This window comes from Amycolatopsis sp. NPDC023774 (genome assembly GCF_040639695.1).
GTDB lineage: Bacteria > Actinomycetota > Actinomycetes > Mycobacteriales > Pseudonocardiaceae > Amycolatopsis.
Genome location: NZ_JBFAAJ010000014.1, coordinates 39,513 through 63,703, shown reverse-complemented (window position 1 = coordinate 63,703; position 24,191 = coordinate 39,513). Strand labels below are relative to the sequence as shown.

General features: G+C 71.8%; 23 protein-coding genes. 19 read left to right on the top strand and 4 right to left on the bottom strand.

The genetic code is table 11. From position 1 onward, the window contains the following. Positions 1-25 precede the first annotated feature (25 nt). The 4 genes from dop to prcA all read left to right on the top strand — a co-directional run bounded on the left by dop (position 26) and on the right by prcA (position 3,724). Complete coding sequence (gene dop, locus AB0F91_RS26480) at positions 26-1,528, top strand: depupylase/deamidase Dop (protein ID WP_360601539.1); 1,503 nt, start codon at positions 26-28, stop codon at positions 1,526-1,528. 99 nt (positions 1,529-1,627) lie between these two features. Next, complete coding sequence (locus AB0F91_RS26475) at positions 1,628-1,822, top strand: ubiquitin-like protein Pup (RefSeq protein WP_360601537.1); 195 nt, start codon at positions 1,628-1,630, stop codon at positions 1,820-1,822. A gap of 190 nt (positions 1,823-2,012) precedes the next feature. After that, the gene (gene prcB, locus AB0F91_RS26470) at positions 2,013-2,879 is read left to right on the top strand and encodes a proteasome subunit beta (RefSeq protein WP_360601535.1); all 867 of its coding nucleotides are present in this window, start codon (positions 2,013-2,015) and stop codon (positions 2,877-2,879) included. Positions 2,880-2,947: 68 nt separating this feature from the next. Continuing rightward, positions 2,948-3,724 (top strand): proteasome subunit alpha, encoded by a 777-nt coding sequence (prcA, locus tag AB0F91_RS26465; protein WP_360601533.1) that lies wholly within the window; start codon positions 2,948-2,950, stop codon positions 3,722-3,724. A gap of 63 nt (positions 3,725-3,787) precedes the next feature. Here the strand turns inward: prcA and AB0F91_RS26460 are convergent, their stop codons facing one another. Together AB0F91_RS26460 and AB0F91_RS26455 are read right to left on the bottom strand one after the other, a co-directional pair. Continuing rightward, positions 3,788-4,975, bottom strand: coding sequence for an alpha/beta hydrolase-fold protein (locus AB0F91_RS26460; RefSeq protein ID WP_360601765.1), 1,188 nt, complete (start codon positions 4,973-4,975; stop codon positions 3,788-3,790). Positions 4,976-5,136: 161 nt separating this feature from the next. Beyond that, entirely contained in the window at positions 5,137-6,636 is a 1,500-nt protein-coding gene (locus AB0F91_RS26455) for a phosphatase PAP2 family protein (protein ID WP_360601531.1), read from the bottom strand. Positions 6,637-6,783: 147 nt separating this feature from the next. On the opposite strand from AB0F91_RS26455, the gene pafA reads away from it, so the two are divergent. Both pafA and AB0F91_RS26445 read left to right on the top strand, forming a co-directional pair. Beyond that, positions 6,784-8,142 (top strand): Pup--protein ligase, encoded by a 1,359-nt coding sequence (gene pafA / locus AB0F91_RS26450; protein WP_360601529.1) that lies wholly within the window; start codon positions 6,784-6,786, stop codon positions 8,140-8,142. Positions 8,143-8,406: 264 nt separating this feature from the next. Then, complete coding sequence (locus AB0F91_RS26445; RefSeq protein ID WP_360601526.1) at positions 8,407-9,450, top strand: oxidoreductase; 1,044 nt, start codon at positions 8,407-8,409, stop codon at positions 9,448-9,450. On the opposite strand, the gene AB0F91_RS26440 is transcribed toward AB0F91_RS26445, so the two are convergent. Further along, positions 9,447-10,145, bottom strand: coding sequence for an SDR family oxidoreductase (locus AB0F91_RS26440; RefSeq protein ID WP_360601524.1), 699 nt, complete (start codon positions 10,143-10,145; stop codon positions 9,447-9,449). The two genes, AB0F91_RS26445 and AB0F91_RS26440, sit on opposite strands and share 4 nt — an antisense overlap. 75 nt (positions 10,146-10,220) lie before the next feature. Here AB0F91_RS26440 and AB0F91_RS26435 point away from each other — a divergent pair, with 75 nt between their 5' ends. The 11 genes from AB0F91_RS26435 (at position 10,221) to AB0F91_RS26385 (ending at position 21,605) form a co-directional block, all read left to right on the top strand. After that, positions 10,221-11,213, top strand: a complete 993-nt coding sequence (locus AB0F91_RS26435) for a WYL domain-containing protein (RefSeq protein ID WP_360601522.1) — start codon at positions 10,221-10,223, stop codon at positions 11,211-11,213. After that, positions 11,210-12,190, top strand: a complete 981-nt coding sequence (locus AB0F91_RS26430; RefSeq protein WP_360601520.1) for a WYL domain-containing protein — start codon at positions 11,210-11,212, stop codon at positions 12,188-12,190. The genes AB0F91_RS26435 and AB0F91_RS26430 overlap by 4 nt, the downstream gene beginning before the upstream one ends. Before the next feature lie 10 nt (positions 12,191-12,200). Then, positions 12,201-12,428, top strand: coding sequence for a bacteriophage holin (locus AB0F91_RS26425; RefSeq protein ID WP_360601518.1), 228 nt, complete (start codon positions 12,201-12,203; stop codon positions 12,426-12,428). A gap of 21 nt (positions 12,429-12,449) precedes the next feature. Further along, a complete protein-coding gene (gene tatA / locus AB0F91_RS26420; RefSeq protein WP_360601516.1) occupies positions 12,450-12,752 on the top strand; it encodes a Sec-independent protein translocase subunit TatA in 303 nt (100 codons plus the stop codon). Between the two features lie 89 nt (positions 12,753-12,841). Then, positions 12,842-13,807 (top strand): twin-arginine translocase subunit TatC, encoded by a 966-nt coding sequence (gene tatC, locus AB0F91_RS26415; RefSeq protein WP_360601514.1) that lies wholly within the window; start codon positions 12,842-12,844, stop codon positions 13,805-13,807. Between the two features lie 8 nt (positions 13,808-13,815). Next, the gene (locus AB0F91_RS26410) at positions 13,816-14,724 is read left to right on the top strand and encodes a YegS/Rv2252/BmrU family lipid kinase (protein WP_360601512.1); all 909 of its coding nucleotides are present in this window, start codon (positions 13,816-13,818) and stop codon (positions 14,722-14,724) included. A 67-nt stretch (positions 14,725-14,791) separates the two neighbouring features. After that, positions 14,792-17,557 (top strand): DEAD/DEAH box helicase, encoded by a 2,766-nt coding sequence (locus tag AB0F91_RS26405; protein ID WP_360601508.1) that lies wholly within the window; start codon positions 14,792-14,794, stop codon positions 17,555-17,557. Positions 17,558-17,744: 187 nt separating this feature from the next. Further along, complete coding sequence (locus AB0F91_RS26400) at positions 17,745-18,602, top strand: DUF4333 domain-containing protein (protein ID WP_360601506.1); 858 nt, start codon at positions 17,745-17,747, stop codon at positions 18,600-18,602. A gap of 80 nt (positions 18,603-18,682) precedes the next feature. Then, a complete protein-coding gene (locus AB0F91_RS26395; RefSeq protein ID WP_360601504.1) occupies positions 18,683-19,885 on the top strand; it encodes a GNAT family N-acetyltransferase in 1,203 nt (400 codons plus the stop codon). A gap of 46 nt (positions 19,886-19,931) precedes the next feature. After that, complete coding sequence (locus tag AB0F91_RS26390; RefSeq protein WP_360601502.1) at positions 19,932-20,333, top strand: DUF4333 domain-containing protein; 402 nt, start codon at positions 19,932-19,934, stop codon at positions 20,331-20,333. Between the two features lie 54 nt (positions 20,334-20,387). Continuing rightward, entirely contained in the window at positions 20,388-21,605 is a 1,218-nt protein-coding gene (locus tag AB0F91_RS26385) for a GNAT family N-acetyltransferase (protein WP_360601500.1), read from the top strand. 7 nt (positions 21,606-21,612) lie between these two features. On the opposite strand, the gene AB0F91_RS26380 is transcribed toward AB0F91_RS26385, so the two are convergent. After that, positions 21,613-22,563 carry a 5'-3' exonuclease gene (locus tag AB0F91_RS26380; protein ID WP_360601498.1) on the bottom strand — a complete coding sequence of 317 codons (951 nt, stop codon included), beginning with the start codon at positions 22,561-22,563 and terminating at the stop codon, positions 21,613-21,615. Positions 22,564-22,671: 108 nt separating this feature from the next. On the opposite strand from AB0F91_RS26380, the gene AB0F91_RS26375 reads away from it, so the two are divergent. Further along, on the top strand, positions 22,672-23,559 hold the full coding sequence (locus AB0F91_RS26375; RefSeq protein WP_360601496.1) for an NAD(P)H-binding protein: 888 nt from the start codon (positions 22,672-22,674) through the stop codon (positions 23,557-23,559). Next, positions 23,559-24,170 carry a CPBP family intramembrane glutamic endopeptidase gene (locus AB0F91_RS26370; protein WP_360601494.1) on the top strand — a complete coding sequence of 204 codons (612 nt, stop codon included), beginning with the start codon at positions 23,559-23,561 and terminating at the stop codon, positions 24,168-24,170. The genes AB0F91_RS26375 and AB0F91_RS26370 overlap by 1 nt, the downstream gene beginning before the upstream one ends. The last annotated feature ends 21 nt before the right edge of the window (positions 24,171-24,191 follow it).

Sequence of the window (24,191 nt, the reverse complement as noted above, 5' to 3'; positions counted from 1 at the left end):
GGTCGCACCCCGTAGGGTGGTGGGTATGCGTCGGATCATGGGAACCGAAGTCGAGTACGGCATCGCCGTGCCCGGGGACGCCACGGCGAACCCGGTGCTCACCTCGACCCAGGTGGTGCTCGCCTACGCGGCGGCTGCTGACATTCCGCGGGCTCGCCGGGCCCGGTGGGACTACGAGGTGGAGTCGCCGTTGCGCGACGCGCGCGGGTTCGACTTGACGGGTCCCGGTGGGCCCGGGCACGACCCGGACGTGGAGGACCTGGGCGCCGCGAACGTCATCCTGACGAACGGTGCCCGCCTGTATGTGGACCACGCGCACCCGGAGTACTCGGCGCCCGAGGTCACGAACGCGCGCGATGCGGTGATCTGGGACAAGGCCGGCGAGCGGGTGATGGAGGAGGCGGCGCTGAAGGCGGCGTCCGTGCCCGGTCAGCCGCCGTTGCAGCTGTACAAGAACAACGTGGACGGCAAGGGTGCGAGTTACGGTACGCACGAGAACTACCTGTGTTCGCGGTCGACGCCGTTCACCGCGATCATCGCCGGGTTGACTCCGTTCTTCGTGTCGAGGCAGGTGGTGACGGGTTCGGGGCGGGTCGGGGTCGGCCAGCAGAGCGAAGAGGCCGGTTTCCAGCTGTCGCAGCGGTCGGACTACATCGAGGTCGAGGTCGGCCTGGAGACGACGTTGAAGCGCGGGATCATCAACACGCGCGACGAGCCGCACGCGGACGCGGACAAGTACCGGCGGTTGCACGTCATCATCGGTGACGCGAACCTGTCGGAGTACTCGACCTACCTGAAGGTGGGCACAACGGCGCTGATCCTGGACCTGATCGAGTCGGGGATCCGGTTCGACGAGCTGAAGCTGGACGAGCCGGTGCGGGCCGTGCACAAGATCAGCCACGACCCGACGTTGAAGACGAAGGTCGAGCTGGCGAACGGGAAGAAGTTCTCGGGGCTGGACCTGCAGTTCGCGTACCACGAGATCGCGGCGGCGAACCTCGAGCGCACGGGTGCGGACGAGGCTTCGAAGGAGGTTCTGCGGGTCTGGGGCGAGGTGCTGGACGCGCTGGCGCGGGATCCCCAGGAGTGCGCGGACCGGTTGGACTGGCCGGCGAAGCTGCGGCTGCTGGAGGGGTACCGGGAGCGGGACCAGCTGGCGTGGGGCGCGCCGCGGTTGCGGCTGGTGGATTTGCAGTACTCGGACGTGCGGCTGGCGAAGGGCCTGTACAACCGGCTGGTGACGCGTGGGTCGATGAAGCGGCTGGTCACGGAGGAGGAGGTCCAGGCGGCGATCACGACTCCGCCGTCGGACACCAGGGCGTACTTCCGGGGGCGGGCGCTGGAGAAGTACGCGACGTCGATTGCGGCCGCGTCGTGGGATTCGGTCATCTTCGACGTGGGCAAGGAGTCGCTGGTGCGGATCCCGACGCTGGAGCCGCTGCGGGGCACGAAGGCGCACGTGGGGAAGCTGCTGGACGCGGCGGCGACGGCCGAGGAGCTGGTCGAGGCGATCACTGGTTCGGATTAGTCCGAACCGGCACGGTGCCGGGGATCGGGATCGCGGCGTTGCCCCGAATGTCGGGGCCGCTGGGTAGGCTAGGAATCATCGGCCACACCGGGAGGCGATATGGCGCAGGAGAAGATCGAGAAGCACGGCGGTGGGGACTCCGACGAGGAGTTGGAAGCCACCGGAGCGGCGGGCCAGGAGCGGCGCGAGAAGCTTGGCGAGGACGTCGACACGATCCTCGACGAGATCGACGACGTGCTGGAGGAGAACGCCGAGGACTTCGTTCGCGCCTACGTGCAGAAGGGCGGCGAGTAGTCGTTCGCGGCCGGTAGCCGCCCTCGGGTTTCCGGGGGCGGCTACCGGTTGGCGTGCCTTTTGCACGCGGTGTCGTGCAAGTGGGCGTGCGGAGCGACATACTGCGCGGCAGAGTTCGCCATGGCGCGGTTTCAGCACGCGGCCTCAGCGTTGTTTCTTCAGCCGATACAGATGGGAACCAAGAGCACGTATGGACAACACCTTCCCTCGGGCGGGTTTTTCGGGACCCGGCCTGCCTGCTTCGTACTTCTCGCCGGCTTCGTCGTCGTTCGCGGATTTCGTGCGGGCGCAGGCGCCTGAGCTGTTGCCGGCGCGGCGGGTGCCGTCGTCCGGGGCGGGAGAGCTGGCGGTGCCGCACGGGACGACGATCGTGGCGCTGACGTTCGCCGGGGGTGTGCTGATCGCGGGTGACCGGCGGGCGACGTCGGGGAACCTGATCGCGAGCCGGGACATCGAGAAGGTGCACGTCACGGACGAGTACTCGGCGGTGGGGATCGCGGGTACCGCGGGTCTGGCCGTGGAGATGGTCCGGTTGTACGCGGTGGAGCTGGCGCACTACGAGAAGATCGAGGGTGTGTCGCTGTCGCTGGACGGCAAGACGAACAAGCTGGCCGGGATGGTGAAGGCCAACCTGGACATGGCGATGGCGGGTTTGGCCGTGGTGCCGCTGTTCGTGGGCTATGACCTGGAGGCCGAGGACGCGAAGCGCGCCGGCCGGATCATCTCCTACGACGCCGCCGGTGGGCGCTACGAGGAGAACGCCGGGTATGCGGGTGTCGGGTCGGGTTCGTTGTTCGCGAAGTCGGCGCTGAAGAAGCTGTACGACCCCGATGCGGATGTCGAGGCCGCGGTGCGGGCGGCCGTGGAGGCGTTGTACGACGCGGCGGACGACGACACCGCGAGTGGCGGGCCGGATCTGGTGCGGCGCATCTTCCCGAGCGTCGTGACGATCACCGCCGAGACCGGTGCGGTGCAGTTGCCGTCCGAGCAGACGGCGGCGGTGGCGGAGGCCGTGGTGGCCGGCCGCGCCGAGCGCACGCACCACCGGCCGAGCTGATCGCCGGTGACTTTCCCGAACGCTGAACCTTCGACCGCCGGTACACCGGAGAACGTGGAGCCGACACCGTGACGATGCCGTTGTATGCCTCTCCCGAGCAGCTGATGCGGGAGCGTTCCGAGCTGGCGCGCAAGGGCATCGCGCGCGGCCGGAGCGTGGTGGTGCTGAAGTACTCCGGCGGGGTGCTGTTCGTGGCGGAGAACCCGTCGGCGACGTTGCACAAGGTGTCGGAGATCTACGACCGGATCGGGTTCGCCGCGGTGGGCCGGTACTCGGAGTTCGAGAACTTGCGGGTGGCGGGGATCCGGCACGCGGACTTGAAGGGCTACCAGTACGACCGGCGTGACGTGAGTGCCCGGGCGCTGGCGAACGCGTATGCCGCGACGTTGGGCAGCATCTTCACCGAGCAGCTGAAGCCGTTCGAGGTGGAGGTGTGTGTCGCCGAGGTCGGGGCGAACCAGTCGGAGGACCAGCTGTACCGGCTGACCTACGACGGGTCGATCTTCGACGAGTCGCCGTTCGTGGTGATGGGTGGGCAGACCGAGCCGATCAGCACGAAGCTGAAGGACACCGTCGACCCGGAGCACGATCTGGCGACGGCGCTGGCGACGGCGATCGAGGGGTTGCGGGCGACCGTGTCGTCGTCGAACGGCAACAACGGTGCGGCCGCCGAGCCGGATCAGATCAAGCTCGAGGTCGCGGTGCTGGACCGGGCGCGGCCGCGGCGGGCGTTCCGCCGGCTGACGGGGGCGGCGCTGGACGCGTTGCTGCCCGAGCCGCCGGCGAAGGACGAGGCCGAGAAGCCGGCCGAGGGTGACTCGGACGGTGGCTCCGCCAAGGAGTGAGGTTGTCGCGCGAGTGGGCCGTCCGGGTTTCCGGGCGGCCCACTCGGCGTTTGGGGGCCGGTTTCAGGATGCCGGCGTGGGGCTGCGGAAGTTCTGGTCGGCGAAGGCCAGGAGGTAGGGCAGGGTCGCGCGAGCGGTGTGCCAGGTGTGGTTGAAGCCGTGTTCGGTGTGGACGACGGCTTCCTGGCCACGGCGGTGCAGCGCGTCGGCGATGCGGTGGGCCGTGGCGACGTCGGTGGGGGCGCCGGTGCCGGCTGCGAGGAGCACGGAGATCGGTGCGGTGAACGTCATCGTCGGCAGGTAGTGGCGCGGTGTGTTCGCGGCGATGGCGGAGGGTTGGCCGTCGAGGATGCCGATGGAGTCGTTGAGGTCGTCGTAGGGCAGGGCGATGACGAGGGTGGCGAACTCGTCGAGGTGGTGCAGGCCGGTGTTGAGCGCGGCGAACCCGCCGCCGGACATGCCGCCGAGCGCGCGGTGGCGGCGGTCGGCGAGGGTCCGGTAGTGGTGGTCGACGCCGGCGACGACGGTTTTCGCGAGGTAAGTCTCCAGCTGCGGCCCGCCGGGGACGTCGAGGCCTTCCCAGTCCTTGCTGGGCGCACCCGCGGTGAGGTCGACGCTGACCACGATCATGGGGGCGATGACGTGGTCGGCTTCGAGGTTGCGCAGGGCGTCGGGTGCGGCGCCGGAGGTGAGCCAGTCGCGCGGACCGCCGTAGGGGTAGCCGTGGATCAGGTAGACGACCGGGTAGCGGTGGCCCGCGTTGGCGGGGGCGTCGTAGCCGGGTGGGAGGATCACGTAGTTCTCGCCCGAGGGCACGGCGTCGGCGGGGTCGGGCAGGCTGAGTATGTCGACGCGTTGCCCGCCGCTCAGCACCGCGGGACGGTGCGGCGCGGTGGAGGTCGTGTTTGCCGGTGCGTCGGGTTCGTCGGCGCCGTCGTCGAGCAGCATGCCCACGGCGTCGGCCGCGCCGGAGCCGCGTTCGAGAAGCCGGCCGAGGTCGTCGGGGGTGCGGACGTAGCCGACGTAGCTGTTCACGGCGGTCACGGCGGCGAGGAGGAAGAGCCCCACCGCTCCGCCGGTTCCCCAGCGGCGGGCGCGCCGGTGGTGCCCGAGGGCGATGGTCACGGCGAGCAGGGCGACGGCCGCGCCGGCGGCGGTGAGCCAGATCGCCGGGGACTCGAGCGGGCCGAGGTCTCGTGCTTGCTCCGTGATGTCGGGCGGCAGCACCGGGTCGACGGCGGCCTGTGGCATCACGGCCGCTCCGCCGGGCGAATCGGGCGTGTGGCACCGCATGAGAAAAAAGGCACAAGGAGTCCCTGCCGTGAACGGACGCGGGCAGGGTCGCCCGCATCTGACGTGATCACGCTAGGGACGAGGCGCTGTGGATTCGCTGTGAGCGGGTAAAGCGCAGGTCAAGCCCGGTTTTCGGGGTTGCGGTAGATCGTCAGGGCGCTGGGGCGGGCGCGGAAGGTGAACTCGTTGCCGAGGGGCCCGACCTCGCCGTCTGTGGCCACGCGGCGGTTGCCGCCGAGTAGCTTCACGCGCAGCTCCGGCAGGTCGAGCTGCTGGTAGACGTGGCTGGCGTTGAGGCTGTTGGTCACCATCGCGAGCAGGAATCGGGCGCGGGAGTAGGGCAGGTCGGCGCGCAGGTAGCGCACGTCGAGCAGGCCGGTGTCCAGCGCCGGGCGCCGCGACGGGGCGAAGCCCTTGGGGGAGTAGGTGCCGTTGCCGACGAAGATCAGCCAGACTTCGGCGGGCTCGCCGTTGAGCAGGATCGGCAGCGGTTTCGCGCGGCGCAGCACGCGGGCGAGCGCGAGCGCGGCCGAGGGCCATTTCGGGTGCTTCTGCTGCAGTTTCTCCCGCAGCCGGACCATCTCGGGGTAGCCGCCGAGGCTCGCGGTGTTCACGAACCAGCGGTGCTCGGGCTCGCCCGCGCCGTGGATCTCGACCTCGCCCAGGTCGATGCCGACGGCGTTGCCGGCCTCGGTGGCGGCGTCGGCGTCGGGCATCGACCGCACGCCGACGTCACGCGCGAAGTGGTTGAGCGTGCCCGCCGGGATGAGGGCGAGAGGCAGGCCGCGTTCGGCGGCCACGGACGCGACCGCGGCGACCGTTCCGTCGCCACCCGCCACGCCCAGGGCGCGCACGGAGCCGCCGCGGGCGTCGATCTCGACGCCGAGCTGTTCGCGCAGGTCCTGGTGCGGGTCGGGGTAGAGGAGCGTCGCCTTGGGCCAGGCGTAGCGGACGTCCTCGGTCGGGTCCTGGCCGTCGACGCCGGAGTGCGGGTTGACCAGCGCCAGCATGTCCTCGCCGTCACGCATCTCCGGCGCTTCGGCCGGGTGCGCGGTGCGGGCGGGCACGTCGGGGTGCAGCGGCCACCAGTGCCGGGTCAGCGCGGCGGCGCCGATGCCGATCACGATCCCGGCGCCGACGTCGCTGGGCCAGTGCACGCCGGTGTGGACCCGCGAGTACGCCACGGCGCCGGCCAGGGGCGCGACGACGAGCCCGGTCTTCGGTGACTCCATCGCGACCGCCGTGGCGAACGCGGCGGCCGAGGCCGCGTGACCGGAGGGGAACGAGGACGACGTGGGCCGCTTGCGCAGCCGTCGGTGTTCGGGCACCTCGTCCTCGGCCGGGCGCCGGCGGGGGAACAGCGGCTTGCCGAGCAGGTTCGCGGCCGCACTCGCCCCGGCGATGGCGGCCATCCCGCGCAGCGCTCCCCGGCGCGTTGCACCCGTGCGGGCAGCCAGTGCGGCGGCCACGACCCACCACAGGCGCGATTTGTTGGCGGATTTCGAAAGCCAGCCGAGAACATCGTCGGCGCCGGTCCTCGGCAGGGCCGCACTGCGGCCGATCAGGGCCCGATCGGTGCGCCCGACCTTCCGGAACGGGCGGCTGAGCTGGTACAACACCGTCGCTGACCTCTTCTTCGTCCGGGCCTGGGTCGCGCCGCTCCGTCGCCGGATTGGCACGATTTCTCACCCCACGCAACGTACCGACCGCGTGTCGCCGCCCGAACGGCGCACCGCTCAAGGGGGTGCAGCGCCTACTCTGGTGGGATGCAGCGGCGGATCTTTGGCATCGAGACCGAGTTCGGGGTCACGTGCACCTTCCACGGTCAGCGCAGGCTCTCGCCCGACGAGGTCGCGCGGTATCTCTTCCGGCGGGTCGTGTCCTGGGGACGCTCGTCGAACGTTTTCCTCTCCAACGGCTCCCGGCTCTACCTCGACGTGGGCTCGCACCCCGAGTACGCGACGGCCGAGTGCGACGACCTCACGCAGCTAGTCACGCACGACAAGGCCGGTGAGCGGATCCTCGAGGACCTGCTGGTCGACGCCGAGCGCCGGCTGGCCGACGAGGGCATCGGCGGCGACATCTTCCTGTTCAAGAACAACACCGACTCCGCGGGCAACTCCTACGGTTGTCACGAGAACTACCTCGTGACGCGTGCAGGCGAGTTCTCCCGCATCGCGGACGTGCTGCTGCCCTTCCTCGTCACCCGCCAGCTCATCTGCGGCGCGGGCAAGGTCCTGCAGACCCCGCGCGGCGCCGTGTACTGCCTCTCGCAGCGTGCGGAGCACATCTGGGAGGGGGTCTCCAGCGCCACCACGCGCTCGCGGCCCATCATCAACACCCGCGACGAGCCCCACGCCGACGCCGAGCGCTATCGGCGCCTGCACGTGATCGTGGGCGACTCGAACATGGCCGAGCCCACCACGATGCTCAAGATCGGGTCGGCGAACCTGGTGCTCGAGATGATCGAGGCCGGCGTTCAGTTCCGCGACTTCACCCTCGACAACCCCATCCGCGCCATCCGCGAGATCAGCCACGACCTCACCGGCCGCCGCCAGGTCCGCCTCGCCGGCGGCCGTGAGGCCTCGGCGCTCGACATCCAGCGCGAGTACCACGCCCGCGCCCTTCAGCACCTCAAGGAAAACGGCTCCACCCCGGCCAACGAGCGCGTGGTCGAGCTGTGGGGCCGTGCGCTGGAGGCCGTTGAGCAGCAGGACTTCGCGAAGATCGACACCGAGATCGACTGGGCCATCAAGCACCGCCTGGTCGAGCGCTACCGCGCGAAGCACGACCTGGACCTGTCCAGCCCCCGCATCGCCCAGCTCGACCTCGCCTACCACGACATCCGCCGCGGCCGGGGCATCTTCGACCTGCTGCAGCGCAAGGGCCTGGTCAAGCGCGTGACCGACGACGGCGAGATCGAAGCCGCCAAGGACACGCCACCCCAGACCACCCGCGCCAAGCTGCGCGGCGACTTCATCGCCGCCGCCCAGGCCGCGGGCCGCGACTTCACCGTCGACTGGGTCCACCTCAAGCTCAACGACCAGGCCCAGCGCACCGTGCTGTGCAAGGACCCGTTCCGCTCGGTGGACGAGCGGGTGGAACGCCTGATCAGCTCGCTGTAGCCGGCTCCGCTCACCGGAGGGCCGCCCCGCACCACGGGGCGGCCCTCCGGCATTTTCGGCCGACACAGTCCAGCCAGTCGGCGACACAGTCCAGCCAGTCGGCGACACAGTCCAGCCAGTCGACGGTGCCGAGTCGCGCCCCCAGCGGTGGGGGCGGGCTCAGCGGGACCGGCGTTGCGGGACCAACTCGGGCGAGCGGGCGGTCGGCGGCCCCTGCGGTGTTCCCGACGAAAGTCGCCACCCGGGTACGGCAAGATCGGCCGCATGCGGGTGGTGCGTGCGTTGGTGGTTCTGCTGGGCGCGGTGCTGCCGCTGGTCACCGGCGGTGTGGCGGGCGCGGCTCAGCGGCTCCCGTCGTGGCAGCTGACCCCCACCGGGGTGACGGCGCAGTTCCGGGGCCTTTCGGCCGTCAGCGGGCGTGTGGCGTGGGTCAGCGGCACGCAGGGGACCGTGCTGCGCGCCACCGACGGCGGCCGCACCTGGAGCCCAGCCGGGCCGCCCGGCACGGAGGCGCTGGAGTTCCGCGACATCGAGGCCTTCGACGCCGACCACGCCGTGGTGCTCTCCATCGGCCCCGGCGAGGACTCGCGCGTCTACCGCACCGACGACGCCGGCCGGCACTGGCGCCTGACGTTCGCCAACCCCGATCCGGGCGCGTTCTACGACTGCCTCGCCTTCTTCGACCCCTGGCGCGGTCTCGCGATGAGCGACCCCGTCGCCGGGAAGTTCCGCGTGCAGGCCACCGCGGACGGCGGCCGCACCTGGCGCCAGATCCCCGACAGCGCGTTCCCGCCCGCCCTGCCCGGCGAGGCGGGCTTCGCGGCGAGCGGCCAGTGCGTGGCCACCTCCGGGCCGTTCGACGCGTGGCTCGCGACGGGCGGCGGCGCCCGCGCCCGCGTGCTGCACACCGGCGACGCCGGGCACCACTGGACCGTCGCCGGCACCCCGCTGCCCAGCAGCGCGTCCGCCGGAGTGTTCGCGCTCGCGTTCCGCACGCCGTGGCAAGGCGTCGCGATCGGCGGGGACTTCGCGAACCCCACCGCGCCCGGGCCGGCTGTCGCGCTCAGCGGCGACCGCGGCGGCACCTGGCGCACCCCGGAGCAGTATCCCGCGGGCTACCGCTCCGGACTGGCGTGGCTCGGCGGCTCGGTGCTCGCCGTCGGCCCCGGCGGCAGCGACCTCAGCCCCGACGGCGGTCACCACTGGACCCGGTTCGACACCGGCAGCTTCGACACCGTCGACTGCACCACCCTCGGCGCCTGCTGGGCCGCCGGCACCGGCGGCCGCGTCGCCCGGCTGGCGCGTTAGAGAACCTGCCCGGTCGGGCGGACCATGATCTCGTTGACGTCGACCGTCGGCGGCTGCTCCAGCGCGTAGAGCACCGCGCGGGCGACGTCGTCGGCCTCGAGCTTCGGCTTGCGCCGCTGCTCATCGGTCAGGATGTCGGTGTCGGTGATGCCGGGCTGTACCAGCGTCACCCGCACTCCCGTGCCCACGGCCTCCTCCCGGATCCCCGCCGCCAGCCCGCTCACCGCCCACTTCGTCGCCGAATACAGGCTCCCCTTGCGCGGGTAGCGCCCGGCGACCGAACCCGTCAGCACGAGATGACCGCTCGTGTCCGCCAACGCCGGCAGCACGGCACGCGCCGTGAGCGCGGCGCCGTAGACGTTCGTCAGCACCAGTTCCCGCCACTGTTCGGGCTCCGCGCCGCCGTCGCCGAAGAACGACACGCCCATGCCGATCCCGGCATTCCCGAAAGCCGCGTCCAGCCGCCCGAACCGCGCCAGCGTCGCCTCGACCGCGCCCGACACACGCGGCCAGTCGGTGACGTCGGCGCCCAGCGCCAGCGCGTTTTCCTCGCCGAACTCGGCCACGAGCGGGGCCACGGCCTCGGCTTTCCGGGCCACCAGCGCCACCCGGAACCCCGCCGTGACAGCGTGCCTTGCCGTCGCCGCCCCGATCCCTCGCGACGCTCCGGTCACCAGCAGTACACGTTCAGCCATGGTTCCAGGCTAGGGCCGCGACGCGTTCGGGGAACCTCACGATCGGGGAGGACGAGGAGAGCTAGGGTTGTACAGGTGTCCACCGCACGCGCCGAACGGCTGGTCAACCTCGTGCTCGCCCTGCTGTCCACCCGGCAGTACCTCACCGCCGAGCGGATCCGCGGAATCGTGCCCGGGTACGCCGACGCGGCCAGCGACGAGGCCTTCTTCCGCACGTTCGAACGCGACAAAACGGAGCTGCGGGAGCTCGGCATCCCCCTGGAGACCGGCCGCAACTCCGCCTTCGATCCCGTCGAGGGCTACCGCATCGCCCGCCGCGACTACGAGCTCGGCGAGATCGACCTGGCGCCCGACGAAGCGGCCGCCGTCGGCCTCGCCGTGCGCCTGTGGGACTCGCCGGAGCTGACCGGGCAGGCCCAGGGCGCGCTCGTGAAGCTGCGCGCCGCCGGCGTTGAGGTCGACGACCAGGCACCCACCGTGATCGAACCCCGCGTGCGCGCCGAACCGGCGTTCGGGCCGCTGCTCGCCGCCGTGCAGAACGGCCAGGCCGTGCGCTTCGAGTACCGCCGCAGCGGCTCGCCGGAACGCCGCATGCGCGAACTCGAGCCGTGGGGCGTCGTGTCCTGGCGCGCTCGCTGGTACGTCGTCGGGCACGACCGTGACCGCGGCGCCACCCGCTGCTTCCGGCTTTCCCGCGTCACGGGCAAAGTGACCCCGATCGGCGAACCGGGCGCGGTGACCCGGCCCGAGGGCGTGAACCTGCTCCAGCTCGTGTCGGTCACCGGCGGCGGCGAGGAACCCAGCCCCGTCACCACCGCCCGCCTGTGGGTCGCGGACGGGCGCGCCGCGGGCGTGCGCCGCCGCGGCCAGGTCGTCGGCCGCGACACGATCGACGGCACCGACGGCGACCTCATCGAGATCGGCCTGTACTTCCCCGAGTCGGCCGCCGACTGGATCGCCGCCCAGGGACCCGACGTGCTCGTGCTCGAACCCGACGTGCTCGCCAAATCGGTGCAGCACCGTCTCGAAGCCGTCCTCGCCCGCGCCGAGCAGGGGAGCGGCCGATGAGCGGCTCCGCCGAACGCATGCCGCGCCTGCTCGCGCTCGTGCCCTACCTGCTCGCGCGCCCGGGCGTGCGTGTCGACGAGGCCGCCCACGACTTCGACGTCACGCCACGCCAGCTGCGCAAAGACCTCGAACTGCTGTGGATGTGCGGCCTGCCCGGCTACGGCCCGGGCGACCTCATCGACCTGTCCTTCGAAGGCGACACCATCGTCGTCACCCACGACGCCGGCATGAGCCGCCCCCTGCGCCTCACCGGCGGTGAGGCCACCGCCCTGCTCGTGGCCCTGCGCGCGCTCGCCGACACCCCCGGCGTGGTCGACGGCGACGCCGTGCGCCGCGCAGGCGCCAAGATCGAGGATGCCGCGGGCCAGGCCCAGCCGGCCGGCGTCGTGGTCGGCGGCGGCGTGCGCGAGGGCAAGCGTGCCGCGAAGACGCGTGAGCAGGTCGCGGCCGCGCTGCAGGCCGGCCGGGCCCTGCGGATGCGTTACTACACCGCGTCCAAGGACCAGATGACCGAGCGCACCGTGGACCCGATGCGGCTGCTCATCGTGCAGGCCGTCGGCTACCTCGAAGCTTGGTGCCGCCGCGTCGAGGACGTGCGCCTGTTCCGGCTCGACCGCATCGACGAGCTGACTGTGCTCGACGAACCCGCCGCGCCCCCGGCGCACGCGCGGCCCACCGACCTGTCCGACGGGGTGTTCTCCGCGCGGCCCGACCAGTGCGAGGCCGAGCTCGTGCTCGACCCCGACGCGCGCTGGGTCGCGGAGTACTACCCGTGCGAAGAGCTCGCGGAGCTCGACGGCGGGCGGCTGCGCATCCGGATGCGCTACGCGGACGAGTCCTGGATGGTCCGGTTGGTCCTCGGACTGGCCGGAGACGCGCTGGTGGAGAGCCCCGTCACATTGGCTGACGCGGTTCGACGGCGAGCGGCCGACGCGGTGGCCCGATCCCGTCACCTACCGTCAACCTACGGCCGTTAAGGTAACCCACGTGTCGTACCTGCCCGCTTACGTAGTGCTCGCGGCCGGCCTGCTCGTCCTGATCGTCTTGTCAGTACGGACGATCAGAGTCTTGCGCCAGTTCCGCCGCACCCTGAGCATGGTGGCTACGAACACCCAGGACCGGACCGGACTCCTCCGCGCCCGGTCCGCAGCACTTCGCGTGGCCGTGGCGCAGCGCCGCGACGCACCGGAACCCAGTAACATCGGCAACGACTAAAGAAACAAGGAGGCCACCGCCATGAACGCGCTGCAGCCGTGGCACATCATCATCCTGGTGCTCGTCGTGGTTCTGCTGTTCGGGGCCAAGAGGCTTCCGGACGCCGCCCGCTCCATCGGCAAGTCCATGAAGATTTTCAAGGCCGAGACCAAGGACCTCACCGGCGAGCACAAGGACGAGACCGAGCAGGTCGAGACCCGGCAGTTGCCGCAGGCGACCACCACCCCGGCCCAGGACCAGCAGGTCGCCGACCTCCAGCGCCAGCTCGACGAGCTGAAGAAGCAGCAGGCCGCCACCGAGCAGCCGCAGAAGAACGCCAGCTGAGGCCCGACCACACCACCCGGTCCCCGGTCCACGGAGCGCGCTGAACTCCCAGCGCGCTCCGGTGGGCTACGACGAGAACGGAACGACCAGTGGCGGAAGCCGCCAACGGCACAGGCGCGGGCCGCACCACCCGAGGCCGCCGCAGCCGCCGGAAAAACCCCGACGGCACGATGACGCTCATCGAGCACGTCTACGAGTTCCGGCGCCGGCTCGGGTTCGCCCTTCTGTTCATCGTCATCGGCGGCATCTTCGGCTGGATCTGGTTCGAACAACACCTCGGCCCGATCCCGTCGCTCGGCAACATCATGAACGGCCCGTACTGCGCCATCCCCGCCTCCCAGCGGTTCGGCGGCGACCAGGGCACGTGCCGGCTGCTGGCGACACAGCCGTTCGAGGTGTTCATGGTTCGGCTCAAGGTCGGCGTGGCCGCCGGTGCCGTGGTCCTCTCGCCGTTCTGGCTCTACCAGTTCTGGGCGTTCATCGCCCCGGGCCTGTACTCCAAGGAACGCAAGTACGCGCTCACCTTCGTCGGGTTCGCCTCGGTGCTGTTCGCGGCGGGCGCGGTACTGGCCTACCTGCTCGTGCCCCACGCGCTGGCCCTGCTCGCCGGCCTCGGCCAGGACCAGTTCATCACCGCCCTCACCGCGGACAAGTACATCTCGTTCATCCTGTCGCTGCTGGTCATCTTCGGCGTCAGTTTCGAGCTCCCGCTCATCGTGGTGATGCTCAACCTCGTCGGCGTCGTCAAGTACCAGCAGCTCAAGCGCTGGCGCCGCGGCATCCTGTTCGCCCTGTTCGTGTTCGCCGCCTTCGCCACCCCCGGCTCCGACCCGTTCTCCATGCTCGGCCTCGCCGCCGCGCTCACCGTGCTGTTCGAGATCGCCATCCAGATCGCGCGCTTCCACGACCGCAAACGCGACAAGGTCCGCCAGGACGAGGGCTGGGACAAACTGGCCGACGACGAAGCCGCGCCGTTCGACTACACGCCGAGCACCGTCGAGGAAGACGAGCCCGCGACCTCGCCGCGCAGCCGCTCGACCGACGACATCACCTGAGTCACCGGATGGGGCTCAACGCGGCGCTCGCCGTCCACCCGGGCTCCGGCCACGGAGCCGCCGCCCGCATCGCGGACAGGGTGGCCGCCCGGCTGCGCCCGGCCGTGGACCGGCTCGACGTCCTCGTCGCCACCGGCGTCGACGAGTCCCGCGCCCTCATGCGCTCCGCCCACGCCGAGAGCCTCGACGTGCTCATCGTCCTCGGCGGCGACGGCGCCGCGCACCAAGGCGTGCAATTTTGCGCCGAGCACGACGTCGCCCTCGGCCTCGTCCCCTCCGGCACCGGCAACGACTTCGCCCGCGCCCTCGGCAGCCCACCCGACGCCCTCACCGCCGCCGACACCCTCGCCGAAGCCCTGCGAGCCGGCACCCGCCGCCGGCTCGACCTCGGCCGTGTCGACGGGGGCGCGGTGGGTGGCTCGTGGTTCGCCACCGTCCTGTGCTCCGGCTTCGACGCCGCCGTCAACGCCCGCGCCAACAGACTCCGCCGGCCCGCCGGACCCCGCCGCTACGACGTCGCGATCCTCGCCGAGCTCACCGCCTTCCGCCCCCGCCCCGTCATCCTCCACACCGACGACGGCACCCTCGAGCTCGACGCCACCCTCGTCGCCGTCGGCAACACCCCGTACTACGGCGGTGGCGTCCCCATCTGCCCCCAGGCCACCCCCGACGACGGGCTGTTCGACGTCACCGTGATCGGCGCCGCAGGCCGCCTGCAGCTGCTGCGCCTGCTGCCCGGCCTGCGCACCGGCGCCCACGTCGACCACCCCGCCGTCCGCACCCTGCGCACCCGGAAACTGACTGTCGAAACCAGTGCCGACCCCGGCTGGCCCGCCTACGCCGACGGCGAATCCCAGGGCAGGACCCCCGTCACCGCCACCTGCGTGCCCGCCGCGCTCACCGTCGTCGCCCCGTAACCGCCCGGCCACACACCGGTCGGCACGCCGCGTGCGGACTGTCGGTGCCGTGTGGAACCCTGACGGGGTGGCCACTAGCCCTTCACCTTCCCCGGCCGAGGCCTATGCGGTCTCACGCCGCCGCAGCAAGTACCCCCAGCTGACGCGTTTCGCCGGCGAAGTGTCGTTCGAGTTCGACGACTTCCAGGTCCGCGGCTGCGAGGCTCTCGAAGACGGCCACGGCGTGCTCGTGTGCGCGCCCACCGGCGCCGGCAAGACCGTGGTCGGCGAGTTCGCCGTGCACCTGGCGCTCGCCGAAGGTCGCAAATGCTTCTACACCACGCCCATCAAGGCGCTGTCCAACCAGAAGTACGCCGACCTCGTCGCCCGCTACGGCAGCGACGCCGTCGGCCTGCTCACCGGGGACACCTCCATCAACGGCAACGCGCAGGTGGTCGTGATGACCACCGAGGTGCTGCGCAACATGCTCTACGCCGGCAGCTCCGCGATCCCCGAGCTCGGCTACGTCGTGATGGACGAGGTCCACTATCTCGCCGACCGCTTCCGTGGCGCCGTGTGGGAGGAAGTGATCCTCCACCTGCCCGAACACGTCCGTGTCGTCGGGCTCTCGGCCACCGTGAGCAACGCCGAGGAGTTCGGCGAATGGCTCGTCGAGGTCCGCGGCGACACCACCGTCGTCGTCGACGAGCACCGGCCCGTGCCGCTGTGGCAGCACATGCTCGTCGGCAACCGCCTGATGGACCTGTTCGCCGGCCAGGACGAAGCCGACCCGAACGCCGAGCTGAGCATCAACCCCGGCCTGTTGCGCCGCGCCGAAGAACTCGGCCGCTTCGCGCCCGCCTCGATGCGCGGCTACCGTGGCGGCCGCCGCGGCGCGCCCCGCCCACAGCGGTTCCGCCCGCCCTCGCGCGTCGACGTCGTCGAGCGCCTCGACGCGGCGGGGCTGCTGCCCGCGATCGTGTTCATCTTCTCCCGCGCCGGCTGCGACGCCGCCGTCGCGCAGTGTGTGCGCTCCGGCCTGCGGCTCAACGGACCCGAGCAGGTCGAGGAGATCCGCCGCATCGTCGCCGAGCGCACCGCCGACCTGCCCGAGGGCGACCTGGGCGTCCTCGGCTACTGGGAGTGGCGCGAAGCGCTGGAACGCGGCTTCGCCGGCCACCACGCGGGCCTGCTGCCCGCGTTCAAGGAGACCGTCGAAGAGCTGTTCCTCCGCGGCCTGGTCAAGGTCGTGTTCGCCACCGAGACCCTCGCGCTGGGCATCAACATGCCCGCCCGCACCGTGGTGCTGGAACGGCTGGTCAAGTACAACGGCGAAGCTCACGTCGACCTCACCCCCGGCGAGTACACGCAGCTCACCGGCCGCGCCGGGCGCCGCGGCATCGACGTCGAGGGCCACGCCGTGGTCGCGTGGCAGCCCGGCGTCGACCCGAAACAGGTCGCCGGCCTCGCCTCCACCCGCACGTATCCGCTGCGCTCGTCGTTCCGGCCCGGCTACAACATGGCCGTGAACCTCGTCGCCCAGGTCGGCGCCGACTCCGCCCGTGAGCTGCTGGAACAGTCGTTCGCCCAGTTCCAGGCCGACCGGTCCGTGGTCGGCACCTCCCGGCGCATCGACCGCAACAAGGAAGCCCTCTCCGGCTACGCCCGCGCGGTCACCGGCGAGTTCGACGAGATGCTCGAATACGTCGAGCTGCGCGCCAAGATCTCCGCCCGCGAGAAGACGCTCTCCCGGCAGAACACCGCCACCCGCCGCGCCGGCACCGCCGAATCGCTGGAGAAGCTGCGCAAGGGCGACGTCATCGCCGTGCCCGCCGGGCGCCGCGCGGGCCTGGCCGTGGTCGTCGACCCGGGCCTGGACCCGATCCGCGAGCCGCGGCCCGTGGTCGTCACCGAAGACCGCTGGTCCGGGCCCCTGTCGGTCGCCGACTTCCCGGCCCCGGTCGAGCCGCTCGGCCGCATCCGTCTGCCCAAGCACCTCGAGCTTCGCTCACCCAAGACCCGCCGCGACATCGCCTCGGCGCTGCGCGACTCCGGCATCGCCCTGCCCGGACGCCAGCGGCGCCGCACAAGCCAGGGCGACGACGCGGAGCTCAACGCCTTGCGGCGCGCCCTGCGCGCCCACCCCTGCCACGGCCTGGCCGAACGCGAGGCCAACTTGCGGTGGGTCGAGCGCTACCAGCGGCTGCAGGCCGAGACCGAGCAGCTCGAACGCAAGGTCGCCGCCACCACTCACTCGCTGGCCCGCGCGTTCGACCGGATCCTCGCGCTGCTCGGCGAACGCGGCTACCTCGGCCCCGGCACCGGCGAGGACCGCGTCACCGAACACGGCCACCGCCTCGCCCGCCTCTACAGCGAGTCCGACCTGCTCGCGGCCGAATGCATCCGCCACGGCGTGTGGGAAGGCCTCGGCGCCGCCGAGCTCGCCGCCGTCGTCTCCACGCTCGTGTTCGAGGCCCGCCGCGACACGGCGGGGGAGCCACGCCTGCCCGGTGGCTCCGTGCCCAAGGCCTGGGAAGAGACCACCAAGCTGTGGGTCGACCTCACCGAGGACGAACGCCGCCACCACCTCGACCGCACCCGCGAACCCGACGCGGGTTTCGCGTGGCCGGTCTACCGGTGGGCCCGCGGCGAATCGCTCGAGAAGGTCCTCACCGCCGCCGAGACCAACGGCCAGGAGCTGTCCGCCGGCGACTTCGTCCGCTGGTCACGCCAGGTGATCGACCTGCTCGACCAGATCCGCGACGTCCTCGGCAAAGCCGACCCGGTCGGCGCCGCCGCCGCGGAAGCCGTGCGAGCGCTGCGCCGCGGCGTCGTCGCGGCCGGTGGCGCGTGACTGTTTTGCCTGAAGCGTGTGCCTCGGCCGCAGGGCGTTCGCGGGCAGGTCGAGGTCACCGCTCGGACAGGGTGCGCGTGGACGCGTGTGCTCGGCCCCGACCTGTGGTTGGATCGCGCTCGACACCGTGGGCAGCGGCTCCTCGCGAGGAGGTCACTGCCGCAGGCAATCAAGGCGGAGGCGAACGATGAGCACGCCGTATGGCGGCAACGACCCGCAGCAGCAGCCCCAGTACGGGCAGCAGCCGCAATACGGGCAACAGCCGGGCGGCGCCTACCCGCCGAGCGGGCCGCAGGAGCAGCAACAGCAGCCCTACAACCCGCAGCAGTACGGCCAGCAGCCCCAACAACCCCAGCAGCCCTACGACTCGCAGCCGACGCAGTGGGTCCAGCCCCAGCAGCCGCCCCAGTACGGCCAGCAGCCCGGCGGCTACCCCCAGCAGCAGCCTCCGCAGTCGCCACAGCAGCCGCAGTGGGGCCAGCAGCCGCCCCCGCAGCAGTATGGCCAGCCCTACGACCCGAACCGGCAGCAACCGCCCCAGCAGTACGGGCAGCAGCCCGGCGGCTACCCGCAGAGCGGCCCGCAGCAGCAGCCGCTGTACGGCCAGCCGCAGACGGGCCCGCAGGCTCAGCAGCCCTACGGCCAGCCCGCCGGCAACCAGTACGACTACGGCCAGGCCACCGCCGTCACCCAGACCGTCGGTGACACCGGTGAAGGACCGAAGTCCAAGCGCGGCCTGTTCATCGGCATCGGCGCGCTGATCGTCGTGGTGGCCGTGGTCGCGATCCTCGGGTTCGTCGCCCCCGGCTTCTTCAAGACCGAGGTCTTCAACAACACCCAGATGCAGACCGACGTCGCGAAGCTGCTCACCGACACCTACAAGATCGAAGGTGTCACCGGCGTCACCTGCCCGGCCGAGCAGAAGGTCGAGGACGGCGCCAAGTTCGAGTGCACCGCGACCATCAACGGCAAGCCGCAGCAGGTCCCGATCACGGTCAAGGGCAGCGACGGCAACTACGAGGTCTCGCCGCCCGCGGCCCAGTGATCAGCGCAGTGATCGAGCCTGAAAAGTGAAGCCGGGAAAATCGGTGGCCCGCACCCCGCGGGCCACAGGATGATCGCGGCATGAGCGACCACACCGTACGACTCCTGTCCTCCGCCGACGAGCAGCGCGCGGCCTGGAACCTGTTCCGGGGCGCGCTGCACGTCAAGGCCGGCAGCGACGAGGAGTGGGATCGGATCAGCAAGGCGCTGCTGGAGTCGCGCGTGTTCGCCGCGTTCGACCCCGAGCTGATCGGTACCGTGCGCGCCGCCGACCACGAGGTCGTCCTCCCCGGCGGCGCGCGGGTGCCGCTCGCCGCGGTGACCGGGGTCGGCGTCCGCGCCGGCCGCACCCGCCGCGGGGTGCTCAGCGCCCTGCAGGCCGCGCAGCTGCAGGACTTCGCCGAACGCGACGTGGTGCTGGCATCGCTGCACGCCACCGAAGGCGCGATCTACGGCCGGTACGGCTACGGGGTCGCCACCCTCAGCCGCAACCTCGTCGTCGACCGCCGGCACGCGCAGCTGCGCCCGGAAGTGCCCGTCGGCGGCGAAGTCAGCGTGTTCGGCCTCGAGCAGGCTCTGCTGCACTGGCCCGACCTCTACGCCGCCACCGGCACCGCGCGGCCCGGCATGATCACGCGGCCCGCGCACTACTGGCCCATGAACGAGAACCAGGCCCGCCGCTCCGACAGCCCCGTCGAGACCGCGGTGCACCGCGGTCCGGACGGCGTCGACGGCTACCTCGTTTACCACGTCGAACGCGGCGAGGGCGACCGGCAGAAACTCACGGTCTTCGAGTTCCATTACACGAACCCCGCCGCGTTCGCGGGCCTGTGGCGGTTCCTGCTGTCGGTGGATCTCGTCGACGACATCTCCGTGATCGTCCGGCCCGTCGACGAACCCGTCGAGCTGCTCTTCACCGACCCACGCGCGGTGAAGGTCACGGGTGTCGAGGACGAGACGTGGCTGCGCGTGATCGACGCGCCCGCCGCACTCGCCGCCCGCACCTACGGCCCGGGCGAATCGGTGGTCCTCGAAGTGACCGACTCGCTGCTGCCGGCCAACGACGGCTGCTACCGCATCAGCCCCGACGGCGCCGAACGCACCGACGCTGCACCCGCCCTGCGGCTCGACGCCGCCTCGCTCGCGATGCTCTACTTCGGAGCGTGGCGCGCCTCGGCCCTGGCCGACACCGGCCGCGTCGAGGTCCTCGACGACACCGCGGCGTCTCACGTGGACACATTGTTCGGCACGCGCCGCGCGTCGTGGTGCGGTACTTTCTTCTGATCTTGACCAAGGGCCCTGAACCGGGCATCGGGGGACAGGAGCGGGAATGCGTGCCGTGCTGGTGCTGGGTCTGTGCGGCCTCGGAATGCTGCTCGCCACCGGCTGTTCGACCAAACCCGACCCGGCGGCGCCCGTCAAGACCGTCACGGTGACGCCGTCCACCACCGCGCCTTCGGATACGCCGGCGGGCAGTTCGGGCGCGGCGCCGGCGCCGGTCACCGGGCCTGGACGTGTGTTCGACGCGAAAGCCATGGACGCCGCTGTCACCAAGATCCTCGCCGACACCTACCGGATCGACGGCGTCGGCGAGGTCAGCTGCCCGGACCGCCAGGCCGTGACCGACGGCTCTACGTTCCAGTGCGTGGTGGACATCGCGGGCGAAGAGAAGCACGTGCCCATCACGGTCACCGGCACCGCGGGCGACTACCGCGTCGACGCCCCGAAGTAGCGCGCCGGAGGAAAACGCGTGGCACCCGGACCGCGGGCTTGGTTGGATCGCGGCATGACCGACTTCGTGGTACGCCCGATCACCGACGACGAGCGCCGGCCCACCTTCGACCTGCTGGGGCAAGCACTGCACAGCCCCCTGGCCTCGGACGAGACGTGGGCGCAGGTCGGCGATTGCTGGGCCGCGCCCGGTAAGTTCGCCGCGTTCGCCGACGACCGTCCGATCGGGATCACCAGCGGTTTCGCCACCACGATCGCCGTCCCCGGCGGTGCGGTCCTGCCCGCCACGGCGGTCGACGGCGTCGGCGTGCGCGCCGACTGGACCCGCCGCGGCGTCGTCACCACGCTGATGAGCGCACAGCTGAACGACCTCGCCGAACGCGGCACCACGCTGGCGTGCCTGCACGCGAGCGAAGCCGTGATCTACGGCCGCTTCGGCTACGGCATCGCCACCTCCGGCGCCACTGTCCGCGTCGACCACCCCGCGCGGCTGCGCGTGGGCGCCGAAGCCGGTGGCGCCGTCCGGCTGCTCGACACCGACGAGGCCCGCGCACAGCTTCCCGCGCTGTACCAACGGATCGGGCTGCACCGACCGGGCATGATCGCCCGCCCCGACGTCTGGTGGCCCATCGCCCTCAACCGCCGGCTGAGCCGTGAAGGCGGATTCCGGGCGGCCGTCCACACCGGACCGGACGGTGAGGATGACGCGTTCGTGATGTTCAAGGGCGTGGACCAGACCACCATCGCGGATCCTGAACGCGGTGCGCTGCTGGAGGTCCGCGACCTGCACGGCGCGAATCCCGAGGCCATCGCCGCGCTGTGGCGGTTTCTGCTCTCGATCGACCTCGTCGCCACCGTGAGCTCCCGCTTCCGCCCGGTCGACGAACCCCTCTCGGTGCTGCTCACCGACCCGCACCGCGCCCGCACCACCGAGGTGGAAGACGACCTGTGGCTGCGGCTGGTCGACGTCGCCGGTGCACTCGCCGCCCGCACCTACGGCACGGGCGAACCCGTCGTGTTCGAAGTGGACGATCGGCTCCTGCCGGCCAACCGCGGCCGCTACCGCGTCGGTCCCGACGGAACCGAGCGCACCGACGCAGCCGCGGACCTGTACCTCGACGCCGACACCCTCGCCATGCTCTACCTCGGCGAGTGGCGCGCCTCGACGCTCGCGCAGGCCGGCCGGATCACCGCGGTCAACCCGGCGGCGCTCGGCCGCGCCGACACCTTGTTCGCCACGGACACGCGGCCGTGGTGCGGCACGTACTTCTGAGCCGCGCTCACGCCTTCGGCAGCGCCGCCAACAGTCGTTCGACCGAACGGCCCAGGTTCCACTGCTCGGCCAGCTTCGCGACCCGGTCCGGGTCCGCGGGGCTCGTCGGCACGGCGTCGGGCCCGGACTGCACCACCGGCGCGTCCACGGCGACCCGCACCACGGTGGGGGCCACGGCGAGGTAGTCGGCCGCATCTTTGAGGCGCAGCCGCGTCTTCAGCGGCAGCCGCGAGTCACCTGACTGCGCGGCCGCGATCAGCTCTTCCAGCGACCCGAACTGCGTGATGAGCTTCGCCGCGGTCTTCTCCCCGATCCCGGCCACACCCGGCAGCCCGTCGGACGGGTCGCCGCGCAACGCGGACATGTCGGCGTAGGCGGGGCCCGCGTGATCGGCCGGCACGCCGTAGCGCCCGGCGATCTCGGCCTGCCCCAGCACCTCGGCCTTCGCCCAGCCCTTGCCCACGTACACCACCGACGCCGGCGTCGGCGTCGCGCGCACGAGCTGGAACAGGTCGCGGTCACCGGTGATGACCTCGACCGGCGCGTCCTGCTCGCGGGTGGCCAGCGCGCCGATCACGTCGTCGGCCTCGAAGCCCGCCGCCTCGGCCGTGGCGAACCCGAACGCGGCCAGCACGTCGAGGATCACCGGCACCTGCGGCGTGAGCGTGTCGGGCACCTCCTCCACGTCGGCCTCACCCTCGCCGTGCCCCGGCACGGCCACCCGGTGCGCTTTGTAACTGGGCAGCAGGTCGGTGCGGAACTTCGGCCGCCAGTCCGCGTCCAGGCACGCCACCAGCCGCGACGGGCGCCGGTCGGTGAGAATGCGCGCCAGCGTGTCGGTGAACCCGCGCACGGCGTTGACCGGCGTCCCGTCGGGCGCGGTCATCGAGTCGGGCAGCGCGTAGTACGAGCGGAAGTACAGGCTCGCGGAGTCGAGGAGGGCGAGTGGTCCGGTCACGCGCCCAGCCTGCCACGTCTGCCCGCGCGGCACCCCGCCTGACGCGCCGTCCGGTTTCCACCGCCGCGTCCCGGGTACCCCTCCCGGAACGGGAGAAGGGGAGTGGGCGTGCGCGTACTGGTCACCGGGGCGTCGGGGTTCGTCGGGAGCCGCCTCGCCGAGGCGCTGGTCGAAGCGGGCTACGACGTGCGCGCGATGACTCGCAACCCGGCCACCTACAGCGGCGCGGGGACCGCGGTGCACGGCGACGTCGAGGACACCCGCTCCCTGGAAAAGGCCCTCGCTGGCGTCGACGCCGCCTACTACCTCGTGCACGCCCTGGACGCGCGCGACTTCGAACGCCGGGACGCCGCCGCGGCCCGCGCTTTCGCCGTCGCCGCGCGCACCGCCGGAACCGGCCGCATCGTCTACCTCGGCGGCCTCGGCGACGACTCCGACGACCTGTCCGCCCACCTGCGCAGCCGCCGCCACGTCGAGCACCTGCTCGCCGGCACCGGCGTGCCCGTGACCGTGCTGCGCGCCGGCATCGTGATCGGCCACGGCGGCATCTCGTGGGAGATCACCCGCCAGCTCGTGGAGCACCTGCCCGCGATGATCACGCCACGCTGGGCCGCCACCCGAGCCCAGCCGATCGCGATCGCCGACGTCGTGCGCTACCTCGTCGGCGTGCTCGACGCGCCGGCCGCGAAAGGCCGCACGTTCGAGATCGGCGGCAGCGAACAGCTGGCCTACCTGGACATGCTGAGGCGGCTGGCCCGGATCGAGGGCCGCAGCCCGCTGATCGTGCCCGTGCCGCTGCTTTCGCCGCGGCTGTCGTCGTACTGGCTCGCACTGGTGACCGATGTCGACGTGGCCACCGGCCGCACGCTCATCGACTCCATGGCCAACGAGGTGGTCGTGCGCGACCCCGCGATCCGCGACGTCGTACCGTTCGAGCCCATGGACTACGACTCTGCGGCTCTGGCGGCACTGGCCGAACGCGCGCGGGCGGCGTGATGCGGCGCTCGCTGCTCGGGCTGGTCACCGCGGCCGGCACCGGACTGCTCGGGTGGTCCCTTTCGACGCCTCCCGGTTCGGCCCGCTTCCACGGGCGCACCGGCGCCGTCGCCGCCGCGTGGGTCGCGGGCGGTCTGGCGGCAGGACCACCGCCGCGGGGCACCTCGCGCCATCCCGTCGCCGGACCGGTGGCGGTCGCCGTCGGCGCGTTCGGCGCGTTCTACGGCTGTGCGCTGGTGGCCCGCCGCATCCCGCCGTTGTCGCGGGCGATCGCGGGCGTGCTCGCCTACGCCGACCGCGGTTCAGGGCCGGCCGTCTACGCGACGACGCTGATCACCGGCGCCGCCGAGGAGGTCTTCTTCCGCGGCGCCCTCCAAGGCTCCGTGAGGCGCGCGCCGGTGGCGACCTCGACGGCGGTGTACGCACTGTCCACCGTGGCCACTCGCAACCCGGCACTGGTGCTGGCGTCGATCGTGATGGGGACGCTGTTCGGGCTGCAACGGCGCGCCTCCGGCGGCATTCAGGCGCCGCTGGTGACCCATGTGGTCTGGTCCGCGTTGATGCTCACGGCGTTGCCGCCACTGTTCGAAACTCCGGCTCCGCCCGGGTGAGGGGCCGCCGCGCGCGCCGGT

What these genes read in the sequence shown, in the direction of transcription:
- dop (WP_360601539.1), top strand. Translation starts at nt 26, where the DNA reads ATGCGTCGGATCATGGGAACCGAAGTCGAGTACGGCATCGCCGTGCCC.
- AB0F91_RS26475 (WP_360601537.1), top strand. Translation starts at nt 1,628, where the DNA reads ATGGCGCAGGAGAAGATCGAGAAGCACGGCGGTGGGGACTCCGACGAG.
- prcB (WP_360601535.1), top strand. Translation starts at nt 2,013, where the DNA reads ATGGACAACACCTTCCCTCGGGCGGGTTTTTCGGGACCCGGCCTGCCT.
- AB0F91_RS26460 (WP_360601765.1), bottom strand. Translation starts at nt 4,975, where the DNA reads ATGCCACAGGCCGCCGTCGACCCGGTGCTGCCGCCCGACATCACGGAG.
- pafA (WP_360601529.1), top strand. Translation starts at nt 6,784, where the DNA reads ATGCAGCGGCGGATCTTTGGCATCGAGACCGAGTTCGGGGTCACGTGC.
- AB0F91_RS26445 (WP_360601526.1), top strand. Translation starts at nt 8,407, where the DNA reads ATGCGGGTGGTGCGTGCGTTGGTGGTTCTGCTGGGCGCGGTGCTGCCG.
- AB0F91_RS26440 (WP_360601524.1), bottom strand. Translation starts at nt 10,145, where the DNA reads ATGGCTGAACGTGTACTGCTGGTGACCGGAGCGTCGCGAGGGATCGGG.
- AB0F91_RS26430 (WP_360601520.1), top strand. Translation starts at nt 11,210, where the DNA reads ATGAGCGGCTCCGCCGAACGCATGCCGCGCCTGCTCGCGCTCGTGCCC.
- tatA (WP_360601516.1), top strand. Translation starts at nt 12,450, where the DNA reads ATGAACGCGCTGCAGCCGTGGCACATCATCATCCTGGTGCTCGTCGTG.
- AB0F91_RS26410 (WP_360601512.1), top strand. Translation starts at nt 13,816, where the DNA reads ATGGGGCTCAACGCGGCGCTCGCCGTCCACCCGGGCTCCGGCCACGGA.
- AB0F91_RS26400 (WP_360601506.1), top strand. Translation starts at nt 17,745, where the DNA reads ATGAGCACGCCGTATGGCGGCAACGACCCGCAGCAGCAGCCCCAGTAC.
- AB0F91_RS26395 (WP_360601504.1), top strand. Translation starts at nt 18,683, where the DNA reads ATGAGCGACCACACCGTACGACTCCTGTCCTCCGCCGACGAGCAGCGC.
- AB0F91_RS26390 (WP_360601502.1), top strand. Translation starts at nt 19,932, where the DNA reads ATGCGTGCCGTGCTGGTGCTGGGTCTGTGCGGCCTCGGAATGCTGCTC.
- AB0F91_RS26385 (WP_360601500.1), top strand. Translation starts at nt 20,388, where the DNA reads ATGACCGACTTCGTGGTACGCCCGATCACCGACGACGAGCGCCGGCCC.
- AB0F91_RS26370 (WP_360601494.1), top strand. Translation starts at nt 23,559, where the DNA reads ATGCGGCGCTCGCTGCTCGGGCTGGTCACCGCGGCCGGCACCGGACTG.